The 21,835-nt window shown below is 65.0% G+C and carries 18 protein-coding genes; all 18 read right to left on the bottom strand.

Annotated elements, in window-relative coordinates:
* The 18 genes from kdsA to frr all read right to left on the bottom strand — a co-directional run bounded on the left by kdsA (position 1) and on the right by frr (position 21,809).
* Positions 1 to 840: a 3-deoxy-8-phosphooctulonate synthase gene (gene kdsA / locus JN531_RS13625; protein WP_228349405.1), complete on the bottom strand. Its 840-nt coding sequence runs from the start codon at positions 838 to 840 to the stop codon at positions 1 to 3.
* The gene (gene pyrG, locus JN531_RS13620) at positions 837 to 2,507 is read right to left on the bottom strand and encodes a CTP synthase (RefSeq protein ID WP_228349404.1); all 1,671 of its coding nucleotides are present in this window, start codon (positions 2,505 to 2,507) and stop codon (positions 837 to 839) included. The genes kdsA and pyrG overlap by 4 nt, the downstream gene beginning before the upstream one ends.
* 110 nt (positions 2,508 to 2,617) lie before the next feature.
* The gene (locus JN531_RS13615) at positions 2,618 to 4,240 is read right to left on the bottom strand and encodes a 3-(methylthio)propionyl-CoA ligase (RefSeq protein WP_239795307.1); all 1,623 of its coding nucleotides are present in this window, start codon (positions 4,238 to 4,240) and stop codon (positions 2,618 to 2,620) included.
* Between the two features lie 65 nt (positions 4,241 to 4,305).
* A complete protein-coding gene (tilS, locus tag JN531_RS13610) occupies positions 4,306 to 5,565 on the bottom strand; it encodes a tRNA lysidine(34) synthetase TilS (RefSeq protein ID WP_228349403.1) in 1,260 nt (419 codons plus the stop codon).
* A gap of 6 nt (positions 5,566 to 5,571) precedes the next feature.
* Positions 5,572 to 6,534: an acetyl-CoA carboxylase carboxyltransferase subunit alpha gene (locus JN531_RS13605; RefSeq protein WP_228349402.1), complete on the bottom strand. Its 963-nt coding sequence runs from the start codon at positions 6,532 to 6,534 to the stop codon at positions 5,572 to 5,574.
* Between the two features lie 16 nt (positions 6,535 to 6,550).
* Positions 6,551 to 10,144 carry a DNA polymerase III subunit alpha gene (gene dnaE / locus JN531_RS13600; RefSeq protein WP_228349401.1) on the bottom strand — a complete coding sequence of 1,198 codons (3,594 nt, stop codon included), beginning with the start codon at positions 10,142 to 10,144 and terminating at the stop codon, positions 6,551 to 6,553.
* Positions 10,145 to 10,150: 6 nt separating this feature from the next.
* Entirely contained in the window at positions 10,151 to 10,771 is a 621-nt protein-coding gene (rnhB, locus tag JN531_RS13595; RefSeq protein WP_228349400.1) for a ribonuclease HII, read from the bottom strand.
* A 9-nt stretch (positions 10,772 to 10,780) separates the two neighbouring features.
* Positions 10,781 to 11,917 (bottom strand): lipid-A-disaccharide synthase, encoded by a 1,137-nt coding sequence (lpxB, locus tag JN531_RS13590; RefSeq protein ID WP_228349399.1) that lies wholly within the window; start codon positions 11,915 to 11,917, stop codon positions 10,781 to 10,783.
* Position 11,918: 1 nt separating this feature from the next.
* The gene (gene lpxA, locus JN531_RS13585; protein WP_228349398.1) at positions 11,919 to 12,710 is read right to left on the bottom strand and encodes an acyl-ACP--UDP-N-acetylglucosamine O-acyltransferase; all 792 of its coding nucleotides are present in this window, start codon (positions 12,708 to 12,710) and stop codon (positions 11,919 to 11,921) included.
* Positions 12,710 to 13,165, bottom strand: coding sequence for a 3-hydroxyacyl-ACP dehydratase FabZ (gene fabZ, locus JN531_RS13580; RefSeq protein WP_228349397.1), 456 nt, complete (start codon positions 13,163 to 13,165; stop codon positions 12,710 to 12,712). The genes lpxA and fabZ overlap by 1 nt, the downstream gene beginning before the upstream one ends.
* On the bottom strand, positions 13,158 to 14,216 hold the full coding sequence (gene lpxD / locus JN531_RS13575; RefSeq protein WP_228349396.1) for a UDP-3-O-(3-hydroxymyristoyl)glucosamine N-acyltransferase: 1,059 nt from the start codon (positions 14,214 to 14,216) through the stop codon (positions 13,158 to 13,160). Before lpxD ends, fabZ begins: the two co-directional genes overlap by 8 nt.
* 7 nt (positions 14,217 to 14,223) lie before the next feature.
* Positions 14,224 to 14,736 (bottom strand): OmpH/Skp family outer membrane protein, encoded by a 513-nt coding sequence (locus JN531_RS13570; RefSeq protein WP_228349395.1) that lies wholly within the window; start codon positions 14,734 to 14,736, stop codon positions 14,224 to 14,226.
* A gap of 50 nt (positions 14,737 to 14,786) precedes the next feature.
* Positions 14,787 to 17,090 (bottom strand): outer membrane protein assembly factor BamA, encoded by a 2,304-nt coding sequence (gene bamA / locus JN531_RS13565; protein WP_228349394.1) that lies wholly within the window; start codon positions 17,088 to 17,090, stop codon positions 14,787 to 14,789.
* Positions 17,091 to 17,113: 23 nt separating this feature from the next.
* Positions 17,114 to 18,457, bottom strand: a complete 1,344-nt coding sequence (gene rseP / locus JN531_RS13560; RefSeq protein ID WP_228349393.1) for an RIP metalloprotease RseP — start codon at positions 18,455 to 18,457, stop codon at positions 17,114 to 17,116.
* Positions 18,454 to 19,644 (bottom strand): 1-deoxy-D-xylulose-5-phosphate reductoisomerase, encoded by a 1,191-nt coding sequence (locus tag JN531_RS13555; protein WP_228349392.1) that lies wholly within the window; start codon positions 19,642 to 19,644, stop codon positions 18,454 to 18,456. The genes rseP and JN531_RS13555 overlap by 4 nt, the downstream gene beginning before the upstream one ends.
* Positions 19,641 to 20,465, bottom strand: coding sequence for a phosphatidate cytidylyltransferase (locus JN531_RS13550; protein WP_228349391.1), 825 nt, complete (start codon positions 20,463 to 20,465; stop codon positions 19,641 to 19,643). Before JN531_RS13550 ends, JN531_RS13555 begins: the two co-directional genes overlap by 4 nt.
* 58 nt (positions 20,466 to 20,523) lie before the next feature.
* On the bottom strand, positions 20,524 to 21,240 hold the full coding sequence (gene uppS / locus JN531_RS13545; RefSeq protein WP_228349390.1) for a polyprenyl diphosphate synthase: 717 nt from the start codon (positions 21,238 to 21,240) through the stop codon (positions 20,524 to 20,526).
* A gap of 5 nt (positions 21,241 to 21,245) precedes the next feature.
* Positions 21,246 to 21,809 (bottom strand): ribosome recycling factor, encoded by a 564-nt coding sequence (gene frr, locus JN531_RS13540; protein ID WP_228349389.1) that lies wholly within the window; start codon positions 21,807 to 21,809, stop codon positions 21,246 to 21,248.
* Between the last annotated feature and the right edge of the window lie 26 nt (positions 21,810 to 21,835).

The raw sequence follows: 21,835 nt of genomic DNA, 5'->3' as shown, positions 1-21,835 counted from the left end.
TCAGGCGTGAAGTCGGGATTCGAGAACGGGAGCGCGCTTGATGACGCTGTCCAGCGCCAGCAGGGTTTCCAGCAGTTCCTCGACATGTTGCAGCGGTAGCGAGTTGGGGCCGTCGCAAAGGGCGTTGTCGGGATCGGGATGGGTTTCCATGAACAGGCCGGAAACGCCGGCACCGACCGCGGCACGCGCCAGTACCGGGATCATCGGCCGCATACCGCCGGAGGCATTGCCCTGCCCCCCCGGTAGCTGCACGGTGTGGGTGGCATCGAACACCACCGGCGCGTATTCGCGCATCAATGCGAGACCGCGCATGTCGGCGACCAGATTGTTGTAGCCGAAGGTGAAGCCTCGCTCGCACAGCATGAAGCCGCCGTCCGGCGCCACCGCCTTCATCTTGGCGATGACGTTGCCCATTTCCCAGGGGCTCATGAACTGGCCCTTCTTGACATTGATGGGCCTGCCACAGGTCGCCCACTTCTGCATGAAGTTGGTCTGACGGCAGAGAAAGGCGGGAGTCTGGATCACGTCGATGACAGCCGCCACCGGGTCCACCGGCGTGTCTTCATGGACATCGGTGAGCACCGGCACGCCGATCTGCTGCTGCACCGCCTGCATGATCTTCAGGCCGTCGTCGAGACCCGGACCGCGATAGCTCGTGTGCGAGCTGCGATTGGCCTTGTCAAAGCTACCCTTGAAGACATAAAGGATCCCCAGGCGGTCAGCGATGGCCTTGATGTGACCGGCCACGTCGAGCGCAAGCTGCTGCGATTCCAGGGTATCCGGCCCGGCAATCAGGAACAGCGGCTGATCCAGCCCGATTTGGCGTCCGAGCAGCTTCATGCGGCACTCCCTTCGCTGTGCTGGTGGGCAAGGTGATGCGCCCGCGCCGCCCGGATGAACCCTTCGAACAGCGGGTGACCATCACGCGGCGTCGAGGTGAACTCGGGGTGGAACTGGCAGCCAATGAAAAATGGGTGGGCAGGAATCTCCACCATCTCCACCAGTTCGTTCTCGACCGATTCAGCCACCAGGTCGAGGCCGCCGTCCTGCAGCGCCTGCTTGTAGTTGTTGTTGAATTCGTAGCGGTGCCGATGCCGTTCGGCAATGGTTTCGGCGTTGTAGAGCGAGCGACTCTTCGAGCCGGCCTTGAGCCGACAGGACTGCACGCCGAGGCGCATGGTGCCGCCCTTGCCGGTGCTGGCGCTGCGCAGATGGACCTGACCGGCATGGTCGCGCCATTCGGTGATCAGCCCGATCACCGGATGCGCCGTCTTCGGGTTGAACTCGGTGGAATGGGCATCACCGAGACCACAGACATTGCGCGCATACTCGATCACGGCAACCTGCATGCCGAGGCAGATGCCGAGGTAGGGGATGCGGTTTTCGCGGGCGTAGCGGGCCGCGGCGATCTTGCCTTCGACACCGCGCTCACCGAAGCCTCCTGGCACCAGAATGGCGTCCATGCCCTGTAGCAGGCGAAGGCCCTGGGTTTCCAGCGACTCAGACTCCAGGTAGCGGATCTTCACCCGGGTCTGGGTATGCAGGCCGGCATGCACCAGGGCCTCGTTGAGGCTCTTGTAGGCATCCGCCAGGTCGACGTACTTGCCGACCATGGCGACCTGCACCTCGGTGTCCTGCTGGTCACGCGCATCCACCACCCGCTGCCAGGCCGACAGGTCGGCGCGGCGGGCTTCGATGTTGAAGTGTTCGAGCACCAGATCATCCAGCCCCTGCAAGTGCAACCACGCCGGAATCTTGTAGATGTCGTCGAGGTCGATGGCGGAGATCACACTGCGCTGCTGCACATTGGTGAACAGGGCGATCTTGCGACGCTCGTCATCTGGCAGGGCGCGCTCGCTACGGCAGATCAAGACATCCGGCTGAATACCGATGGACCGAAGCTCCTTGACCGAATGTTGGGTCGGCTTGGTCTTGAGTTCGCCCGAAGCCCGCACGAACGGCACCAGCGTCAGGTGCATGTAGAGGCTGTTGCCACGGCCGATCTCGACGCCCATCTGGCGAATCGCTTCGAGGAACGGCAGCGACTCGATGTCACCCACCGTGCCCCCGATCTCCACCATGCAGATGTCGGCGCCTTCGGCACCGCGATGGATCGCTTCCCGGATTTCGTCGGTGATGTGCGGGATCACCTGCACCGTCTTGCCGAGATAATCGCCGCGACGCTCCTTGTCGAGCACGTTGCGATAGATCTGGCCAGTGGTCACATTGGAGTAGCGGCTGGTCTTGCCGCGCAGGAACCGCTCGTAGTGCCCGAGATCCAGGTCCGTTTCGGCGCCATCTTCGGTGACGAACACTTCACCGTGCTGAAACGGACTCATGGTGCCCGCATCGACATTGATGTACGGGTCGAGCTTGATCATGTGGACCTTGAGGCCACGTGATTCAAGGATGGCGCCGAGACTCGCGGCTGCGATCCCCTTGCCCAGCGAGGACACCACGCCCCCGGTTACGAAGATAAAACGCGTCTGCGGAGGCGCATCAGGCATGGGAACGGGCGCGGTTGGTCAGTGATCCGCGATTTTACCATCCTTGGCCGCAAGCCTCTGCGCGCCGCTGCCGCCGCCGTCCCGAACCCTGCCGGGACGGCGGCGATCGCTCAAACGGTGGGCAGACGATAGTCCTTGAACTGTTCCCGCAGCTTCAGCTTGCTGATCTTGCCCGTCGCCGTATGCGGCAGCTCGGTCACGAATTGGACGTCATCGGGCAGCATCCACTTGGCGATCTTGCCGTCGAAATGGGCCAACAGCGCATCACGGTCGACATCCTGCCCGTCCTTGAGCACCACGACCAACAGCGGCCGCTCATCCCATTTCGGGTGATAGACCCCGATCACTCCAGCCTCGGCCACGGCCGGATGACTGACCGCGATGTTCTCCAGGTCGATGGAGCTGATCCATTCGCCTCCGGACTTGATGACATCCTTCGAACGGTCGGTGATCTGAATGAAGCCGTCCGGGTCAATGGTGGCCACATCGCCGGTGGGGAACCAGCCATCCACCAACGGTGACTTGTCGAGCCCGTAGTACTGGCCGACCACCCAGTAACCCTTGACCAGCAGGTCACCGAAGGCGACGCCATCCCAAGGCAGGTCCTTGCCGGCATCGTCGACGATCTTGATATCAACCCCGAACACCGGGCGCCCGGCACGGACATGCACCTTGAACTGCTCTTCGGCTGACAGCGGCAGATGCTTGTTCTTGAGCTGGTTGAAAGTCCCCAGTGGTGACATCTCGGTCATCCCCCAGGCATGGTGGATGTGGATGCCGAACTCGTCCTTGAAGGCTTTCATCAGTGCCGGCGGGCAGGCGGAACCGCCCACCACCATACGGTTGACGGTCGTCAGCTTCTGGCCGCTCTTCTGCAGGTGCTGCAGCAGGCCCAGCCACACCGTCGGCACACCGGCGGTGAAGGTGACCTTTTCCTGTTCGAACAGCTCCGTGAGGCTGGCACCATCGAGTGCCGGCCCCGGGAACACCAGTTTGGCACCGACGATGGGACATGAATATGGCGTGCCCCAGGCGTTGACGTGGAACATCGGCACCACCGGCAGCACCACATCACAGGCCGACAAATTCATCACGTCGGGCATGCACGAGCCCATCGCATGCAGCACCGTCGAACGATGCGAGTAGAGAACGCCCTTGGGGTTGCCGGTAGTTCCCGAGGTGTAGCAGAGACAGGCCGCCGACTGCTCGTCGAGCAGTGGCCAGTCATACGCGCTGTCGGCCTGCTCCAGCAAGGTTTCGTAGGCCAGCGGCTTGATGTTCTTCAAGGCTGGCAGGTCAGCTTCGGCACAGAGTGCCACCCAGTGCTTGATGTTCGGGCAGTGCGGTGCCACGGCATCGACCAACGGGGCGAAGGTCAGATCAAAGAACAGCACCTGATCCTGAGCGTCGTTGGCGATCCAGGCCACCTGCTCGGGATGCAGTCGCGGGTTGATGGTGTGCATCACCCGGCCGGAGCCGGAGATCGCGTAGTAGAGCTCGAAGTGGCGATAGCCGTTCCACGCCAGCGTGGCAGCGCGCTCTCCAACGGCGACCCCGAGACGCTCCAGCATGTTGGCCGCCCTGCGGCTGCGCTGGTGGGCATCGTGGTAGGTGTAACGATGAATGTCACCTTCCACGCGCCGTGACACGATTTCGGTATCACCGTGATAACGGTCCGCATGAACCAGCAGCGACGAAATCGACAGCGGCTGGTCCATCATCAGGCCTTGCATGCAGTGCTCCTCTCTCTTGTGTGGTTTTGTCAGACCGCGAATCTTGGCCGACGCTCGCCGGCAACTCAAGTTGTGACAGCATCGTCCGCGTGTTCGATCCATTTGAGTGCCATCGGCGCATCGGCGGCGACCGCAACACCGGCAACCGCCACCAGCCTGCCTTCAGCGAGCAATAGCGGTGTTCTCGGTCGTTGCCAGGGCGGCACCCCATGCTGCTGAAACAACTGCTTGAGTCGCCGATGGTGCACTTCACCTGCCGGCAGGATCCGCTCGCCGCCACATGGAAATGCAAGTTGCAACGGTCGCGTCGGCGCCTGCGCAGCCTGCCAACGGCCGAGGCCGGGAACGCTCAGCTCCCGTCCATCACGCCAAGTCTGGGCGGCGGGCGGCGACCATGACCGATCGCGGTACAGGCACTGGCGATACCGTCGCAGCGTATCCGGGCCGATCTGAAGTGCCGGCTGCCCATCGGCGCGGGCCGGCACCACTTCATCCAGCACCGAGGCAACGGCCGCGGCGCCCGGCGGTGCCCCACCCTGCGCCGCCCACCAGGCCCGCAGAACCCGCTGCTGATCGACCCGCGGCAACGCGAGGAGTCGCGGAATCAGTAGCGCGGTGCCCCACGGACCGGGGCGTTCGCACTGATGCCGCAGTGCGGCATCTCGCGCCTTGCGCATCGGCGCTGTCGCCCGCACCTCGGCGGCCAGGTCCGACAACGTCGACGCCACCCCAGGATGTCGGCTACTCAGCATCGGCAGCACCGTCTGGCGCAGCCAGACGCGCTGAAATCGCGGATCGGCGTTGTGGGGATCATCGACCCAGCGCAGATCATGGTGGACAGCATAGGCCGCCAGCTGTGCCGGCCAACAGTCCAGCAGTGGCCGCCAGACGCCGCGCCCGGACGGCGAGGTTCGATAGTGGGCGATTCCCCCCAGTCCATCCAGACCGCTACCGCGCAGCAGCCGGGCCAGCAGGGTTTCTACCTGGTCCTGCGCATGGTGAGCGGTGATCAGCAGGTCGTCGTCACCCAGCGCCGCCGACAGCGCCGCATAGCGTGCCGTGCGCGCTGCAGCCTCGGGGCCGCTACCGTCACGGCACACCGCGACATGACGCACGTCGAGCGCGATCCCGAGGGCCTTGCAGGTCTGTCGACAATGATGCGCAAAGCTATCGGCCGCCGGCTGCAGACCGTGATGCACGTGCACCGCACGTAGCGGCTGCCCGGTGGACCACAGGGCATGCAAGAGAACCGTGGAATCGCGACCGCCCGAATATGCCACCACCCACGCGCCGGGGGTGGGCGCGGACGGCAGCGGCAGCCTCATCGGCGTCTAGGCAACTTGCTCGAAGGCGCCGTAGCCCATCAGCCGTTGCTGCCGACGGGCCGCGAGCTGGGTCAGCGGCATGCCGCGCAGCCGTTCGAGGTTGGCGATGAGCCGCAACTTCAGTGTCTGCATCATGGTGTTGACGTCGCGATGGGCGCCACCCAGCGGCTCCGCCACGATCTCGTCAATCAGCTGGTGCCCGTAGAGATCGCGTGCGGTGATCCGCATGGCTTCGGCAGCCTCGGCGGCACGACCGGCATCCTTGAAGAGGATCGACGCACACCCTTCGGGCGAAATGACCGAGTAGATGCTGTACTGCAGCATCATCACGTGGTCGGCGACACCGATGGCGAGCGCACCGCCCGACCCACCCTCACCGATCACCGTCGCCAGCACCGGCGTCCGCAGCCGCGACAGCTCGAACAGGTTGCGGGCGATGGCCTCCGACTGATTCCGTTCCTCGGCGTCGATGCCCGGATAGGCCCCCGGGGTGTCGATAAAGGTCAGCACCGGCAGATGAAACTTCTCAGCCAGTTTCATCACCCGCAGTGCCTTGCGATAGCCCTCGGGCTTCGGCATACCAAAATTGCGGTGTACCCGTTCCTTGGCATCGCGGCCCTTCTGCTGCCCGATCACCACGCAGGCACGGCCATCAAGCCGGGCGACACCACTGACGATGGCGGGGTCGTCGTGACAGTGCCGGTCACCGTGCAGCTCTTCCCACTCGGTGAACAATTCGCGGACATAGTCGAGGGCATAGGGACGCTGCGGGTGCCGCGCCAACTGGGCGACCTGCCATGGCGTCAGCGACGAGAAGATCTTCTCGGTCAACTCGCGGCTCTTGCCCTGCAGTCGGGTGATTTCCTCGTTGAGGTTGACACCGGAACCATTGGTCGAGAAGCGGAGTTCCTCGATCTTCTGTTCGAGCTCGGCGATCGGTTGTTCGAAATCGAGGTAATTGAGGTTCATGGACGAGACGGGCAGTTCATTCGTCGTCGCCGCCGACATTGGCGAACGAGCGCTCGGCGCGACGTTCAACCACCGGAGGGACGTACTTTCGGAATTGGACTTTAACGCAATCCGCCCCCAGCCAACCGGACAGAGACTGCAACAGGGCGTCGCTGAGGCGCACACGCCATTCAGTGTCGAATTCGACCTCGCAGACACCGCTGGCCGTTTCCAGCGACAGCATGATCGGGACGCCATAGCGATCACGGGCGTCCGCCAGCAGGCGGCGCAGCGCTGGCACATCGGCTGCCGCGCGGCGCCAGCGCAGGTTCAGCCGCAGCGCGTATTCGCGCAATACCTGTTCGACCCCCAGAAATTCGGGGTTGTAGAGCCGTGGCTCCGGCGCACGCCCCTCGCGACCCGGGGACCAACCGAGCTCGGCGATGACAAAGCACAACTGCTCCACCTTCACCTGACTTTGCACCTGCGCCCAGCGATCGGCATCGATCCAGGCGCTGATCTGTGCCGTCTGATCATCCAGGGTGAGCTTGTAGCTGGCCCGTCCCATCCGCCCTTCGGCCGACTTGTCGCCCTTGAAGAAACGCAGGTCAGTGACCCAGGCAGCAAACATGGCCTTGACCCGCGGCTGCCAGACCGGCTTGGCGTCCGGCTTCGCCGGTGGCGGTGGTGGCGCTCCGATAAGCGTGGCCAACGGTCCACTGCAAATCTGACCGACCCATTCCGAATAGGCATCGATCGGATGCCCCGACAAATAGAATCCCAGGGTTTCCCGTTCCTTCTCGAGGGTCTGCCGCTGTGACCAATCGGGAACCGACTCCGGCAGCAGGTCGGGGCTGGCGGCGCTGCTCCCGGTGCTGGCGCCGAACAGGTCTTCCTGCCCGCTGTCGGCGGCATGCGCCGCCTGTTCAGCCAGCCCCAGGGCCTTCGGCAAAGTGGCCATCAGCGACGCCCGGCTGAGGCCGAAGCTGTCGAGACTGCCGCTGCCGATCAGGGCTTCCAGCACCCGCTTGTTGGCTCGCTTGAGATCAATCCGGTGGCAGAAATCGAACAGGTCGCGAAAGCGGCCGTTGCGGTCTCGCTCGTCGAGAATGCCTTGCAGCGCGCCTTCGCCAACCCCGCGGATGGCGCCGAGCCCGTAGCGCACCTGACCGGCTGCCGGCACCGCGAACCGGATATGGCTCTCGTTGATGTCCGGCGGCAGCACCTGCAACCCCATGCGCAGACACTCCTGACGCATGACCACAATGGTTTCGGTGTGGGCCATTTCACAGGACAGCACTGCCGCCATGAACTCGGCCGGGTAGTGGGTTTTCAGCCAGGCGGTGTGATAACTGACCAGGGCATAGGCGGCTGCATGCGACTTGTTGAAGCCGTAGTTGGCAAACTTCTCCATCAAGTCGAAGACGCCGCTGGCGACCTGCGTGTCGATACCGCGGGTCTCGGCGCCCTGCTCGAAGATGGCGCGCTGGGTCGCCATTTCGTCCGCTTTCTTCTTGCCCATGGCTCGGCGCAGCAGGTCAGCACCGCCGAGCGTGTAGCCGGCCATCCGCTGCGACATCTGCATGACCTGTTCCTGGTAGACGAAGATGCCGTAGGTGGGTTTGAGCACCGGCTCCATCTCCGGGTGCAGGTATTCCACCGGCGCGTCACCGCGCTTGCGGGCGCAGTAGTCGGGGATCAGGTCCATCGGACCCGGCCGGTACAGCGACACCAGGGCGACGATATCCTCGAAGCAGTCGGGCTTGAGGTCGCGTGAGGCGCGCTGCATACCGGGCGATTCCATCTGGAACACCGCGGTGGTATCGCCGCTGGCAAACAGCTCGTAGGTCTCACGGTCGTCCATCGGCAGCTGCAGCATGTCGAGCGTCTGGCCGCGACCACGGGCGATGTTCTGCACCGCTTCCTCAATGATGGTCAGGGTCTTCAGGCCAAGAAAGTCGAATTTCACCAGCCCGATGGTTTCCAGGTCCTTCATATCGAACTGGGTGCGCAAACCACCGCCACCCGGTTCGCAGAACAGCGGGGAATAATCGGTCAGCGGTTGTGGCGCGATCACCACCCCGCCGGCATGCACACCGACCCCGCGGGTGATGCCCTCCAGCGACAGTGCGAGATCGAGCACGGCCCGGGTTTCCTCGTCCTGCGCATAACTGGCCTTGAGCTCAGGCACCTCCTCCATCGCATCAGCCAGCGTCGCTCCGGGGGTGCCGGGGATCAGCTTGGCGAGACGGTCACCAAAGCCGTAGCCGTGGCCGAGCACACGGCAGACATCACGCACCACCCCGCGGGCAGCCATGGTGGCGTAGGTGATGATCTGCCCGACCCGATCACGCCCGTAACGCTCGCTGACGTACTGGATGACGCGGTCCCGGTTGTCCATGCAGAAGTCGACGTCGAAGTCGGGCATGGAGACACGTTCGGGGTTGAGGAAGCGTTCGAACAGCAAGTCGTAGGGCAAGGGGTCGAGGTCGGTGATCCGCAGCGCGTAGGCCACCAGCGAGCCCGCCCCCGAACCGCGACCGGGCCCCACTGGGCATCCATTGGCCTTGGCCCACTGGATGAAATCGGCCACCACCAGAAAGTACCCGGCGAAGCCCATCTTTTCGATGATGTCCAGTTCGTACGCCAGCCGCGCCTCGTAGGTCTCGCGTGAGGCCGCGCGCGGCTGCTGGGCAAGACGCACCTCCAGTCCATGCTGTGCCTCGGCGACCAGAAAGGCATCGGTCGTCATCCCCTCCGGCACCGGAAAATTGGGCAGGTGGTAGGTGCCGAAGGCCAGGCTGAGGGTGCAGCGCCGGGCGATCTCGACACTGTTCTCGAGGGCCTCCGGCAGATCGGCGAACAGTGCCGCCATCTCCTCGGGAGACTTCAGGTACTGCTCGGGCGTGTAGTCGCGCGGGCGGCGCTCATCGGCGATCACCCGCCCCTGGGCGATGCACACCCGCGCCTCATGGGTGTCGAAGTCATCCCGCCGCAGAAACCGCACGTCGTTGGTGGCCACCACCGGCACCCCGCTGGCCCGCGACAGCGCGCAGGCCTGCTCGACCCAGGCCTCGTCGCCGGGGCGTTCACAGCGGCTCACCTCAAGGTACAGCCGGTCTGGAAAGACTGCCTGCAAAGCCGCCAGCGCGGCCTGGGCGGGGGCCACCTGGTCGGCGGCGGCAGCGCGAAACACGGGGCCGTCACGCCCGGTCAGGGCCAGCAATCCGTCGGCATTGTCGGCCAGCCAGTCGCGCTGCAACTGCGGGGTGCCGCGCGCCTGGCCTTCGGTGTACCCCTGCGACAGCAGGCGGGTGAGGTTGCGGAAGCCGGTGTCATTCATCACCAGCAAGGTGAGTCGTTCCGGGCTGTCGCCGGCGGCATCCGGCTCCAACCAGACGTCACAGCCGATCAGCGGCTTCAGGCCGGCAGACTCCGCCGCCTTGTAAAACTTCACCAGCACAAACAGGTTCGACTGGTCGGTGACCGCCACCGCCGGATACCCGAGTTCGGCCGCCCGCGAGGTCAGGGTGGCGCCCTGCCCGCCCCCCTTGCGCTTGGGCGGCTCGATGCGAACCACGCCGTCCGTTAGCGAGTACTCGGTATGCAGTCGCAGGTGGACGAAGGACACGGCTGCTCAGCGCCCCGGCCCGGCCAGCGTCAGCGGCGGATGGCCGGCTACCGGCGACCCACCCACCGAGCGCAGCCCGGCGCAGGGGGCAAAACTCATGCGGTGCAACGGGCTAGGCCCCAGTGCCTGCAGCGCCGAAAGGTGCCCGGCGGTGCCGTAGCCCTTGTGCCGGGCCAGGCCGTAGCCTGGATGCGCCGCATCAAGTCGGCAGAGCAGTTCGTCGCGCGCCACCTTGGCCAGGATGCTGGCGGCCATGATCTCGGCATGCTGGCCGTCGCCGCCGATCACGCAGGTGGTCGGCAGGCCGACATGCGGGTCCTGATTGCCATCCACCCGCACGTGGGTGGGCGGTCGCGGCAAGGTCGTCACCGCCCGCCGCATGGCCAGCAGGCTGGCCTGGAGGATATTGAGGCGGTCAATCTCCTCCACCGAGGCCTGGGCCACCGACCAGGCCAGCGCCGTTTGACGGATTTGCTCCGCCAGCCGGGCGCGGCGCGCCGGGCTCCGCTTCTTGGAGTCCCGCAGGCCGTCGATCGGCGCCGCGAGAATCACCGCGGCGGCCACCACGGGCCCGGCCAGACAGCCCCGCCCCGCCTCGTCGACACCGGCAATGAGATCCCCCTTCATGCCGGCAGTTTACGCGGTCAGACCATCCAGGATGGCCTCGGCGGCACGATCACCGGCGCCACCCGCCAACTGCGTCCGCACGCTGGCAAAGGTGACAAGCTGCCGTTCTCGCGCTGCGGCATCGGTCAGCAGCGGCAACAGGTCGTCGGCCAATTGTTGCGGGTGACAGGCCTGCTGCAGCCGTTCGGGCACGGTGGCGGTGGCCGCCAGCAGGTTCGGCAGACTGACATGTCGGCTCTTGAGCAAGCCGGCCTTGAGCATCAACCAGGCGGTGAGCGGCCCGGTGCGGTAACCCACCACCATCGGACGGCCGAGCAGCAGGGTTTCCAGGGTCGCGGTCCCGGAAGCCAGCAAGACCGCATCCGCCGCCTGCAGCACGCCGCGCGTGTTGCCGGCCAGACACTGCCAGTCGAGACCGGGCGCCCGTTGCTGCCGGGTGGCTTCGATGGCCGCCCGCAAGCCGGGCTTGGCCACCGGAGTCAGCACCTGCAGACCGGGAATCTGTTCCGCCAACCGGGCGGCAGCCGCCGCGAACGGTGCCATCAGGTGCTTGACCTCGCCACTGCGCGAGCCCGGCAGGACTGCCAGGGTCGGTCGCTCCGGCAGCGCCAGCGCGACACGCCCCTGGGCCGGCGTCACCGCATCGTCGAGTTGATCGGCCAGTGGGTGGCCGATGAACGTGGCGGGAACCCGATGGCCAGCATAGAACGCCGGCTCGAACGGGAACAGGCAGAGCATCTGATCCACCGCACGGGCAATGGCCTTCACCCGACCTTGGCGCCAGGCCCAGATGGTGGGGCTGACGACGTGAACCGTCCGCAAACCGGCCTCGCGCAGGCGACGCTCGAGTCCGAGATTGAAGTCGGGCGCATCGATCCCGACCACCACGTCCGGTGGATCGGCGAGGATGTGCTCGATCAGGCGCGCCCGCAGCCGAAACAGCCGCGGCAGGGCCGGCAGCACCTCGGCGATGCCCATCAGCGACAGTTCGTCGATGGAGGCGATCGGCTTGCAGCCCGCCGCGCGCATACGATCACCGCAGACGCCGTAGCACTGCAGCTCGGGCACCCGTGCCCGCAGACCTTCGATGACGGCAGCGCCCAGCAAGTCGCCCGACAGTTCTCCGGCGACCAGTGCCACTTTCATGTCAGCGCGCCAGCGGCCGCTTGCCCGCCGCGATGAAGGCTTCCATCTGCGCCACCTCGGGGGACGTCGGCGCGCGCTCGGCGAGTTCGCGGCGGACGTCGGCCATCAGCTTGCCGGAGCGGTAAATCAGTTTGTAGGCCTCTTCAATCGCCTCGATGGCGGCCTTCGAGAAACCGCGGCGGCTCAGGCCGGTCTTGTTGATGGCCCGCGCCTCTGCGGGATTGCCCTGCACCAGCACGAAGGGCGGCACGTCGCCGGCGATGCCGCTGGAAAACGCGGTAAAGGCATGCGCGCCAATGCGGCAGAACTGGTAGACCAGCGTGTATCCACCGAGCCCGGCGAAATCGCCGATCTCGACGTGGCCGGCCAGGCTGGCATTGTTGGCCATGATCACGTCGCTGCCGATGACGCAGTCATGGGCGATGTGGCAGTAGTTCATGATCAGGTTGCGGTCACCGATCCGGGTGACACCCTGCTTGGTGTCCCATTCCTTCATGGTGCCGCGCTGCACTGACACGTACTCGCGAATGACGTTGTCGTCGCCGATCACGGTGGACGTCGGCTCGTCGCGACGGGCCGTCTTGTCCTGCGACAGCGCGCCGATCGCGGCAAACGGGTAGAACTCGTTGCGGGCACCGATCGTCATCGGGCCATCCAGCACGACGTGCCCGTGGATGACGGTGTCTTCCCCGACCCTGACATCGGCACCGATGATGCTGTACGGCCCCACCGACACCGAGGCCGCGAGCTCGGCACCGGGGTCGATCACGGCGGTCGGATGAATCTTCGCCATCAACCCCGGTCCTTCATGTTCGCCGGATGCCGCAAGACGCAGATCATCTTCGCCTCGCAGGCCAGTTCATCGCCCACCATCGCGCGGGCATCGAACTTCCAGATATCCCGCTTCTGCTTGATCAGCGTGCCGGTCAGGATCAGCTGGTCCCCGGGAACGACCGGGCGCTTGAACCGCGCTTCGTCGATACCGGCGAAGTACAGCAGCAGCCCGGAATCGGCCCGCAGGCCGGAACGCAACACCGCCAGCAGACCGCAGGCCTGTGCCAACGCCTCCAACATCAGGACACCCGGCATGGTCGGCACACCGGGAAAATGTCCGGGAAAGAACGGCTCGTTGTACGTCACGTTCTTGATCGCCACCAGATGCTGGTCGTCGTGCTCCAGAACGCGGTCGACCAGCAGGAACGGTGATCGGTGTGGCAACAGCTCGAGAATGGTGCGGATATCAATCATCAGAGGCCCCCCGGGGCTCGCCATCGTCATCAGGCAGGTCCCTCTGCCGCTCCACGCGCTTCAGGCGCGCCTCCCAGCGGTCCAGCCGGCGGATATGCGCCACCTGGCGCCGCCAACTGCGGGCATCGGCAACCGGCAGACCGGAACCGTATGCCCCCTTTTCCATCAGGCTGTGGGTCACCATCGCCCGCGCCAGCACCACCACGTCATCGACGATGGTGAGGTGTCCGGCAATGCCGACCGCCCCGCCAATCAGGCACCGTGCGCCAATGCGTGTCGAACCGGCGATGCCGGTATTGGCAGCCACGGCCGTGTGCGCGCCAATGTGGACGTTGTGCGCGATCTGGATCAGGTTGTCCAGTTTTACGCCGTCGCTGATGACGGTGTCATCGATGGCGCCCCGGTCGATGCAGGTGTTGGCGCCGACTTCGACATCGTTGCCGATCACCACCCGCCCCAATTGCGGCACTTCTTCCCAGCCCTGGGGTGTCGGCGCCAGCCCGAAGCCGCGCGCGCCGATGACACAGCCGGCGTTGAGCCGACAGCGGGCACCCACCTGACTACGGGCGCCGACCCAGTTGCGCCCTTCCAGCCGGGTTTCAGCGCCGATGACGGCATCGCGCCCGACCACGCTATGGGCGCCGACATAGGCCCCGGGGCCAATATGCGCGCCGGGCTCGACCACCACCAGCGGCCCGATCTCGGCGGTCTCATCGATTGCGCTGCCGGCGCCGATTACCGCCGAGGGGTGAATACCGGGAACTGTCGCCGGCGTCGGGTCGAACAGGGCGGCGATTCGCGCAAATGCGAGATACGGATCAGCCGCCACCAACACCGGCATCGGCGCCACTTCGGCGTCACGTTCGGACACGACAACGGCACTGGCGGCCGAAGCGGCCAGTGCCTTCCGATACTGGGGATTGGCCAGAAAGCCGATACCTCCGGGCTTTCCGGGGGTCAGCGTACAGACCCCCTCGATGAGGGGGTCTGTATCACCCTGGCGGCGCAGCGAGAAGCGCTCGGCGAGGGCCGACAGCAACAGGCTCGCCACCGACGCGCTACTTCAGCGTTTTCAGCTTGGCGATCACTTCGTCCGTGAGGTTCACCGCATCCGATGCGTAGGCCGGATCCTGCACCACCAGGTCGAAGCCACCGGCCTTGGCCACGTCCTCGATAACCTGGGCGATCTTGCCCTGCATCTCCTGGGTCAGCTCGCGGTCACGGTTCTGCACGTCTTCCTGCAGCTGGCGCTGCTGGTAGCCAATGTCGATCCGCCGGGTGTTGAGTTCCTTTTCCTGCTTGGCACGATCCGCGGCGGACAGCAGGTCAGCTTCTTTCTGGAACTTCTCGGCATCTTCCTGGAACTTCTTGGCAGAGGCTTCGAGTTCATTACGACGGCGTTCAAACTCGGCCTTCATCTTCTCGGAGGCGGCTTTGAACTGTGGGGATTGCAGCACCACCTCGGAGGTCCGGATGGCACCGATCTTGGCACCCTGCGCCATCGACAGCGCCGGCGTCGCCATCAGCGCCATCGCCAGAAGGGAGCCGTAGATTGATTTGGAAGTGTTCATGGTGAAGTCTCGTCCAGGAGTGTAGTTAGTGGGGGTAAAACGGGTCGGCCTCAGAATCCGGGGCCGAAGGTGATCTGGAAACGGTCGGTCTCGTCGCCCAGCTGATCATTCAGCGGGAAGGCGTACGACAGATCGAGCAGCCCCAGGAAAGGCGTGAACCAGGAGAAGGCGATACCAGCCGACTGCCGCAATTCGTCAGCCTCGAAGTCGGAAGGTTCCGCAAACACGTTGCCGATATCGTAGAACAGCGATAGACGGGTCGACCGACCATCGCTCTCGATCGGCAGCGGGATGATCAACTTGTTCTGCAGGGTCGTCCTCACGGTGCCCCCGAACGGGTTGTTGAACGGCGTGTCGCGCGGGCCCAGGGTACCGTCGCGGTAACCCCGCACCGTCCGCGGCCCGCCGGCAAAGAAGTTCTGGTACGGCGGCACCGAGCGGGTATCGCCGTAGGGCTCCACCACGGCCGCCGAGCCGTTCATCTCGAGGAAGAAGCCGCGCCAGATCGGCAGATACTGCTGCGCCCGGTACGACACCGTGTAGAACTGCAAGTCGCTGCCCGGCACAGTGACGTCGAAGTTCAGTTGGTGCAGCGCCCCACGGCTGGCGAAGAACGTCCGGTTGCGGGAGTCGAAGGTGATCCCGGTCCGCAGCTCGAAATTGGTGAACAGCGTGCCGTTCTCGATGGCGAAGGTGAGCACCTCGTTGGAAGACGATCCCGGGAAGGTTTCGATCGCAGTGCGATCGACACCACCGCCGATCCGGAATGCAGCGAACTCCGACAGCGGAATGCCATAGGTGAGATTGAGCCCCACCACATTGGTGTTGAAGCCCGAACTGAACCGGATCACCGATTCGGACCGCCGGTAGAAGCCGGAGATGCTCTGGCTGATGCCGTCCTCGGTGAAATAGGGGTCGGTCCATGACGCGCTGATGCTGCGCGAAATGGTGTTGTTGTCGACCGACAGATCCACCCGATTGCCGGTGCCGAGGAAGTTGGTGTGGGTCACCTGCCCGGTCACCAGGAAGCCCTGCGAACCGGAGAAGCCGACACCGAACTGCACCGAACCGGGCGGCCGTTCCTTGACGGTGAAGACGATATCCACCAGGTCTTCGCTGCCGGGAACCGGCACGGTCTCGACTTCCACTTCCTCCAGGAACGGCAAGCGGGCCAGACGCACGCGGGAGCGCTCGACCGCGCTCTTCGAGAACGGCGAGGCTTCCAACTGGCGCATTTCCCGGCGCAGCGTCTCGTCGTTGGTGGAGGTGTGGCCGGTGAACGTGATGCGACGAATATAGGCGCGGCTCCCGGGCTCGATGACGTAGTTGAGCACCACCTCGCGGTTCTCTTCGTCCACTTCCGGCACCGGCTCCACCTCGGCAAAGGCGTAGCCGATGTCCGACAGTGCGACCTCGATGCGGTCGGCGCTCTCGGTGGCGAGACGACGGGAGAAAACATCGCCGGCGCGGGTCGACAACAACTGCTTGAGGAACGCCGGGTTGACGATGGTCTCGCCGGACAGCTTGGTGTCCTTGATGCGATAGACCTCGCCTTCCTCGAGATTGATGGTGACGTAGATCGCATCCCGCTCGGGGGTCATTGCCACCTGTACCGACGACACGGTCGCCTTGAGGTAGCCGCGGTCCTGGTAATAGGACTGCAGGGATTCAAGATCGCCGCCGAGCTGCTGGCGCGAATACTTGTCGGTGGACTGGAACGGCCGCCAGTTGGTGGCTTCGAGCTTGAACTGTTCCTTCAGCTCGTCGGTCGAGAACGCCTTGTTGCCGAGGATGTTGATGCTGCGGACGCGGGTCTGGCGACCCTCGGTGACATCGATCTTGAGGCTGACGCGATTGTTGGGCTCTTCGGTAACGGCGGTCTCGATCTCGATATCGTAGTAGCCGTTGGCGTAATACTGGCGCTGCAGCTCCTGTTCGACCTGGTCCAGCAACTCGCGCTTGAACAGCTCGCCGGCGGCCAGGCCGAGGTCGGTCAGCGATTCGTTGAGCTCGTCACCCCCGATCTTTTCGTTGCCCTCGATCTCGAACGTGCTGATGGCCGGGCGTTCTTCCACCCGAATGACCAACACATCGCCCTCGCGCTCCAGTTGCACGTCCTCGAACAGGCCCGTGCCGTAAAGCGCGCGGATCGCCTGCCGGGAGGTCAGCGTGTTGAGCTCATCACCCTCCGATAACGGCAGATAGGTCAGCAGGGTGCCGACCTCGAGCCGCTCGAGGCCCTCGGCGCGGATCTGCTTCACCACGAACGGGTCGAAAGCGGACGCGGAGCCGGCAATGAAAAGCCCGGCCATGGCGAACGCCACGTAATTGAATACCTTGGATTTGAACCCCATCGATGGGTCTTCGCTTCTTTCTTTTAAGGAATCAGTCGCACGATATCGTTATAGAAGGCGAGGCTCATGAGCGCGACCAGAAATAACAAACCCACTCGCGTCCCTGCCTCAAGGACCCGCTCCGAAACGGGCGAGCCCTTCACCACCTCAACGCCGAAATACAGCAAATGCCCACCATCCAGCATGGGCACGGGCAACAGGTTCAACACACCCAGACTGACGCTGACAACCGCCATGAAGCTCAGGAACGAAACCAACCCGACCTGAGCCGAGAACCCCGCGACCTGCGCGATCTGGATGGGTCCGCTGACATTCTTGAGGGACACATCCCCCAGCACCATGCGCCACAACATCTTCAGCGTCAGTGCAGACATCTTCCAGGTCTGCGTCACCGCGGCCGGCAACGCCGCCAGCACACCCAGTCGATGCTCAGCGCGCAAATCCTGCCACAAGTCTGCCGGCATCGCCACGCTGGCGCCGAACCGGCCCTGGCCTTCGACATCCCCAAGGATGACGTCCTGCTCCAGAATCTGCCCGTCACGGCCGAAGCGAACGCGCACCAGCTCGGCCGGGCGCGCCCGAACCCAGGCGGCCCATTGCTGCCAGGACTCAATGGTTTCACCATCTGCCGCCAGCAGCCGATCGCCGCTGACGAACCCGGCGCGCGCGGCGGCCTCTCCGTCGATCACCTGATCGATCACCGCCGGCACCGGCGGGTCGAAGGGCCGCAGCCCGAGATCGGTGAACAGCACCTCCGGATCGATCCGCACCGCGGACAGGTCCAACGACACCGTTCGCGGGGAGCCGTCGGTCGCCAGTACGTCCAGCGCCACCGCCTGCCGATCCAGCGCGAGGTCGATCATTTCGGTGTGCAAGACCTGCCAGGTGGGGGTTTCGACCCCGGCCACGCGTTGCACGGTCTCGCCCGCCTGCAAACCGGAAACGGCCGCCACCGAGCCGGCTGGCGGCGCGGCGATCAGTGGCTTCATACCCTGTACGCCGATCACGAAAATCAGCCAGTAGAACGCGGCCGCCAACACGAAGTTGAACGCCGGGCCGGCGGCCACGATCAAGGCCCGCTTGCCGACGGTCTGATTGTTGAAGGCCAGGTGCGCTTGTTCCGGCGGGACGTCGCCCTCACGGCCATCAAGCATCTTGACGTAGCCACCGAGGGGGATCGCCGACACCGACCATTCCACGCCGTCGGCGGCACGATGGGTCCAGATCGGCTTGCCGAAACCGATGGAAAATCGCAGCACGCGAACACCACAGCGCCGCGCCACCCAGTAATGGCCGAACTCGTGAAATGCCACCAGCACACCGATGGCGACGAGAAACCCCCCCACCGACCACAGAAAATCCATCATGCCGACATCTCCGGCGTCCGCCCGACTGCCGCCCGTGCCGTCTGCCGCACGGCGGCGTCCAGCGCCAACACGGCATCCAGGTCGTTGGCGCACGGCGCCGGGTGGGCCTCCAGGCAGTGTTCGATCACGCGCGGCATGTCCATGAATCCCATCTGATGGTCGAGGAAGGCTTGGACCGCAACTTCATTGGCGGCGTTCAACACCAGCGGCGCCTGTCCGCCAGCCTGCAAGGCGGCGCGCGCGAGGTCCAGGCAGGGGAACCGCTGAGGGTCCGGCGCCTCGAAGTGCATCCGGCCCAGTGCCACCAGATCCAGCGGTGCAACGCCTGATGCCCACCGCTCCGGCCATGCCAGTGCATGGGCGATCGGCACCCGCATATCGGGGCTGCCGAGCTGGGCCAGCTGGGAGCCATCGACGTAACTCACCAGCGAGTGCACAGCGCTTTCGGGATGAATCACCACTGACAGCCGGTCGGCTGGCAGGTCATACAGGGCCGCAGCTTCGATCAGCTCGAGGCCCTTGTTCATCATGGTGGCCGAATCCACCGAAATTTTGGGGCCCATTACCCAGTTGGGGTGTTTGACCGCCGCTTCCGGGGTCGCGGCTGCCAACTGTGCCGGCGTCCAGTCACGAAACGGCCCGCCCGATGCGGTGAGCACCAGGCCGGCAACGCCCTGGGGCACCGCCCCGCAGCGATAACCTGCCGGCAGACACTGGAAGATAGCGTTGTGTTCGGAGTCGATCGGCAGAATCACTGCGCCGCTGCGGGCGGCGGCGGCCATGATCAAGGGCCCGGCCATCACCAGTGGCTCCTTGTTGGCGATCAGCACGTGCTTGCCGGCATCCACCGCCGCCAGCGTTGGCAGCAGGCCCGCTGCACCGACGATCGCCGACATCACGTGCGTTGCCGTCGGCAGACAGGCTGCGCTGTGCAATCCGTCAGCACCCGCGAGGACCTCGGTGGCCAGGCCGGACATTCGCAACCGTTGTCCAAGGGTCAGCGCGGCCCCGGCATCGCGCATGACGGCCAACGCCGGTCGATGCACCTGGCAAAGGCCAAACATGGTGTCGACATCCCGGTTGGCGGTCAGCGCCAGCACCGTGACCCGTTGCGGATGCCGCGCCGCGACGTCCAGCGTATTGCGACCGACGGTACCGGTCGCGCCGAGCACCACCAACTGCTTCATGCCAACCCCATCAGCATGAGCCCGAAGGTGAACAATGGCAGTGCCGCCACCACGCTGTCGACTCGATCCAGCACACCGCCATGACCGGGTAGCAACTGGCCGCTGTCCTTGACCCCGGCCGCACGCTTGAAAGCGGATTCCAGCAAGTCGCCCACCACCGACCCCGCGGCCACAACCAGACACAGCACCACCAATCCGACGGCGGCCCATCCCTGAATGGCGAAAATCCACACCCCCGCTGTCAGCGCCCACAGGCCGCACAGCACAAGACCCCCCACTGCACCTTCCAGCGTCTTGCCCGGAGAGATCGCCGGCGCCAGCTTGTGGCGACCGAGGTTGCGACCGGCCAGGTAGGCGCCGACATCGGCGGCAAACACCAGAAAGAAGGCGAACAACAACTTGACGGCACCGTCGGGCTGCGCATGCAGATGCGCACATGCGAGCATCGTGGTGGAGAGCAGGAGCAATCCTTGCACCGCACTCAGCGGACTGTCGGCGAGCGCTGCCAGCCGCGTGGGGCCGGCCCGCAACCAAAACACTGCCGCCAGCCAATGCAGTGCGGCGAGCCCGAGCAACCAGGGTAGCCACTGGTCACGTGCGGGCAGACACCAGGCCACCGCCAGCATGCCGACCACCAGCCCACCGTAGGCGACCCCGGCGCCAGGTCGCCGCCCCCAAGCACACAGGGCCGCCCACTCCCGGGCGGCCAGGCCACCAACCCCTGCGAATACGGCATAGACCCAAACCGTTGGCGCAAACCAGACCAGCCCCAACAGCAGTGGCAGCAGAATCAGGGCGGTCAGCAGACGGGGTAGCAGCATGATGTTGTGGTGTCGCCGCGGTTGCGGGGCCGATTCCGCGCAGTATGCGCGTCGGCGGTCAGGTTGTTGAGTCGCCCGGCGTTGCCAGGCCGCCGAAGCGGCGCTCACGGGCAGCGTACCAGTGCAGTGCGGCGTCAAACGCCTCGCGATTGAAATCGGGCCAGAGTTGATCAGTGAAGTACAGTTCGGCGTAGGCCGACTGCCAGAGCAGGAAGTTGCTGATCCGGTGCTCGCCGCCACTGCGGATCAACAGGTCGACGTCGGGCAGGCCGGCCGTTTCCAGCTGTGCCGCCAACGCGCTCACGGTGACCGGTGTCCCTGCCAGACGACAGCGTTCTGCCGCCTGCACGAGCTCCCATTGCCCACTGTAGCCGATGGCAATGAGGATGGTCATCCCGGTGTTGCCCGCCGTCAGGGCTTCGGCACGGCCCATCGCCCGGGTCAGGGCGCCTTCGAACCTGCTGCGGTCGCCGATAAACCGGAGCCGCAGGTTGTTGGCGTGCAGTTCGGCAACCTCCCGGTCCAGGGCGCGCGAGAACAGCTGCATCAGCAACGCCACCTCGGCACCCGGGCGTTGCCAGTTCTCCTGCGAGAAGGCGTAAACCGTCAGTACCTCGATGCCGTACTCCGCCGCCGCCTTCATCAGCCCTCTGGCGGCCTCGACCCCGGCACGGTGGCCGAATCCACGCGCTTCGCCGCGGTGCTGCGCCCAGCGGCCATTGCCGTCCATGATGACGGCCACATGCCGGGGCAGCTTGTCACTGGGGACGGACATCAGCCTCAGATCGCCATCAACTCCTTTTCCTTGGCGGCAGCGACATCGTCGACCTTGGTCACATACTGGTCGGTCAGCTTCTGGATATCGGCTTCGGCCCGCTTTTCGTCGTCGGCGGTGATCGCCTTGTCCTTGAGCATGTCCTTGACTGTCTGGTTGGCATCGCGGCGGATCCCGCGAATCGCTACCTTGGCCTGCTCGGCCTCGCCCTTCACCACCTTCACCAGCTCACGCCGCCGTTCTTCGGTCAGCGGTGGCAGGTTGATGCGCATGGTATTGCCAGCGGTGTTCGGGGTCAGTCCGAGATCGGAGGTGAGGATGGCTTTCTCCACCACCGACACCATGTTCTTTTCCCACGGGGTAATGGACAACGTGCGGGCATCCTCCACCACCACGTTGGCCAACTGCGAGACCGGCACCTCGGAGCCGTAATAATCGACCCGGACATGATCAAGCAGGGACGCGTTGGCGCGGCCGGTACGCAGCTTCATCAATTGGTTACCGAGGGTGTCGATGCACTTCTGCATCCGCTTTTCGCCGTCGCGCTTGAGCGTGGTGAGATCGGTCATGGTCAACTCCGAAAAATGGGGAACAG

The organism is Flagellatimonas centrodinii (assembly GCF_016918765.2).
GTDB lineage: Bacteria > Pseudomonadota > Gammaproteobacteria > Nevskiales > Nevskiaceae > Polycyclovorans > Polycyclovorans centrodinii.
The sequence above is the reverse complement of the archived record's forward strand: the minus strand, read 5'-3'. Positions and strand labels throughout refer to the sequence as shown.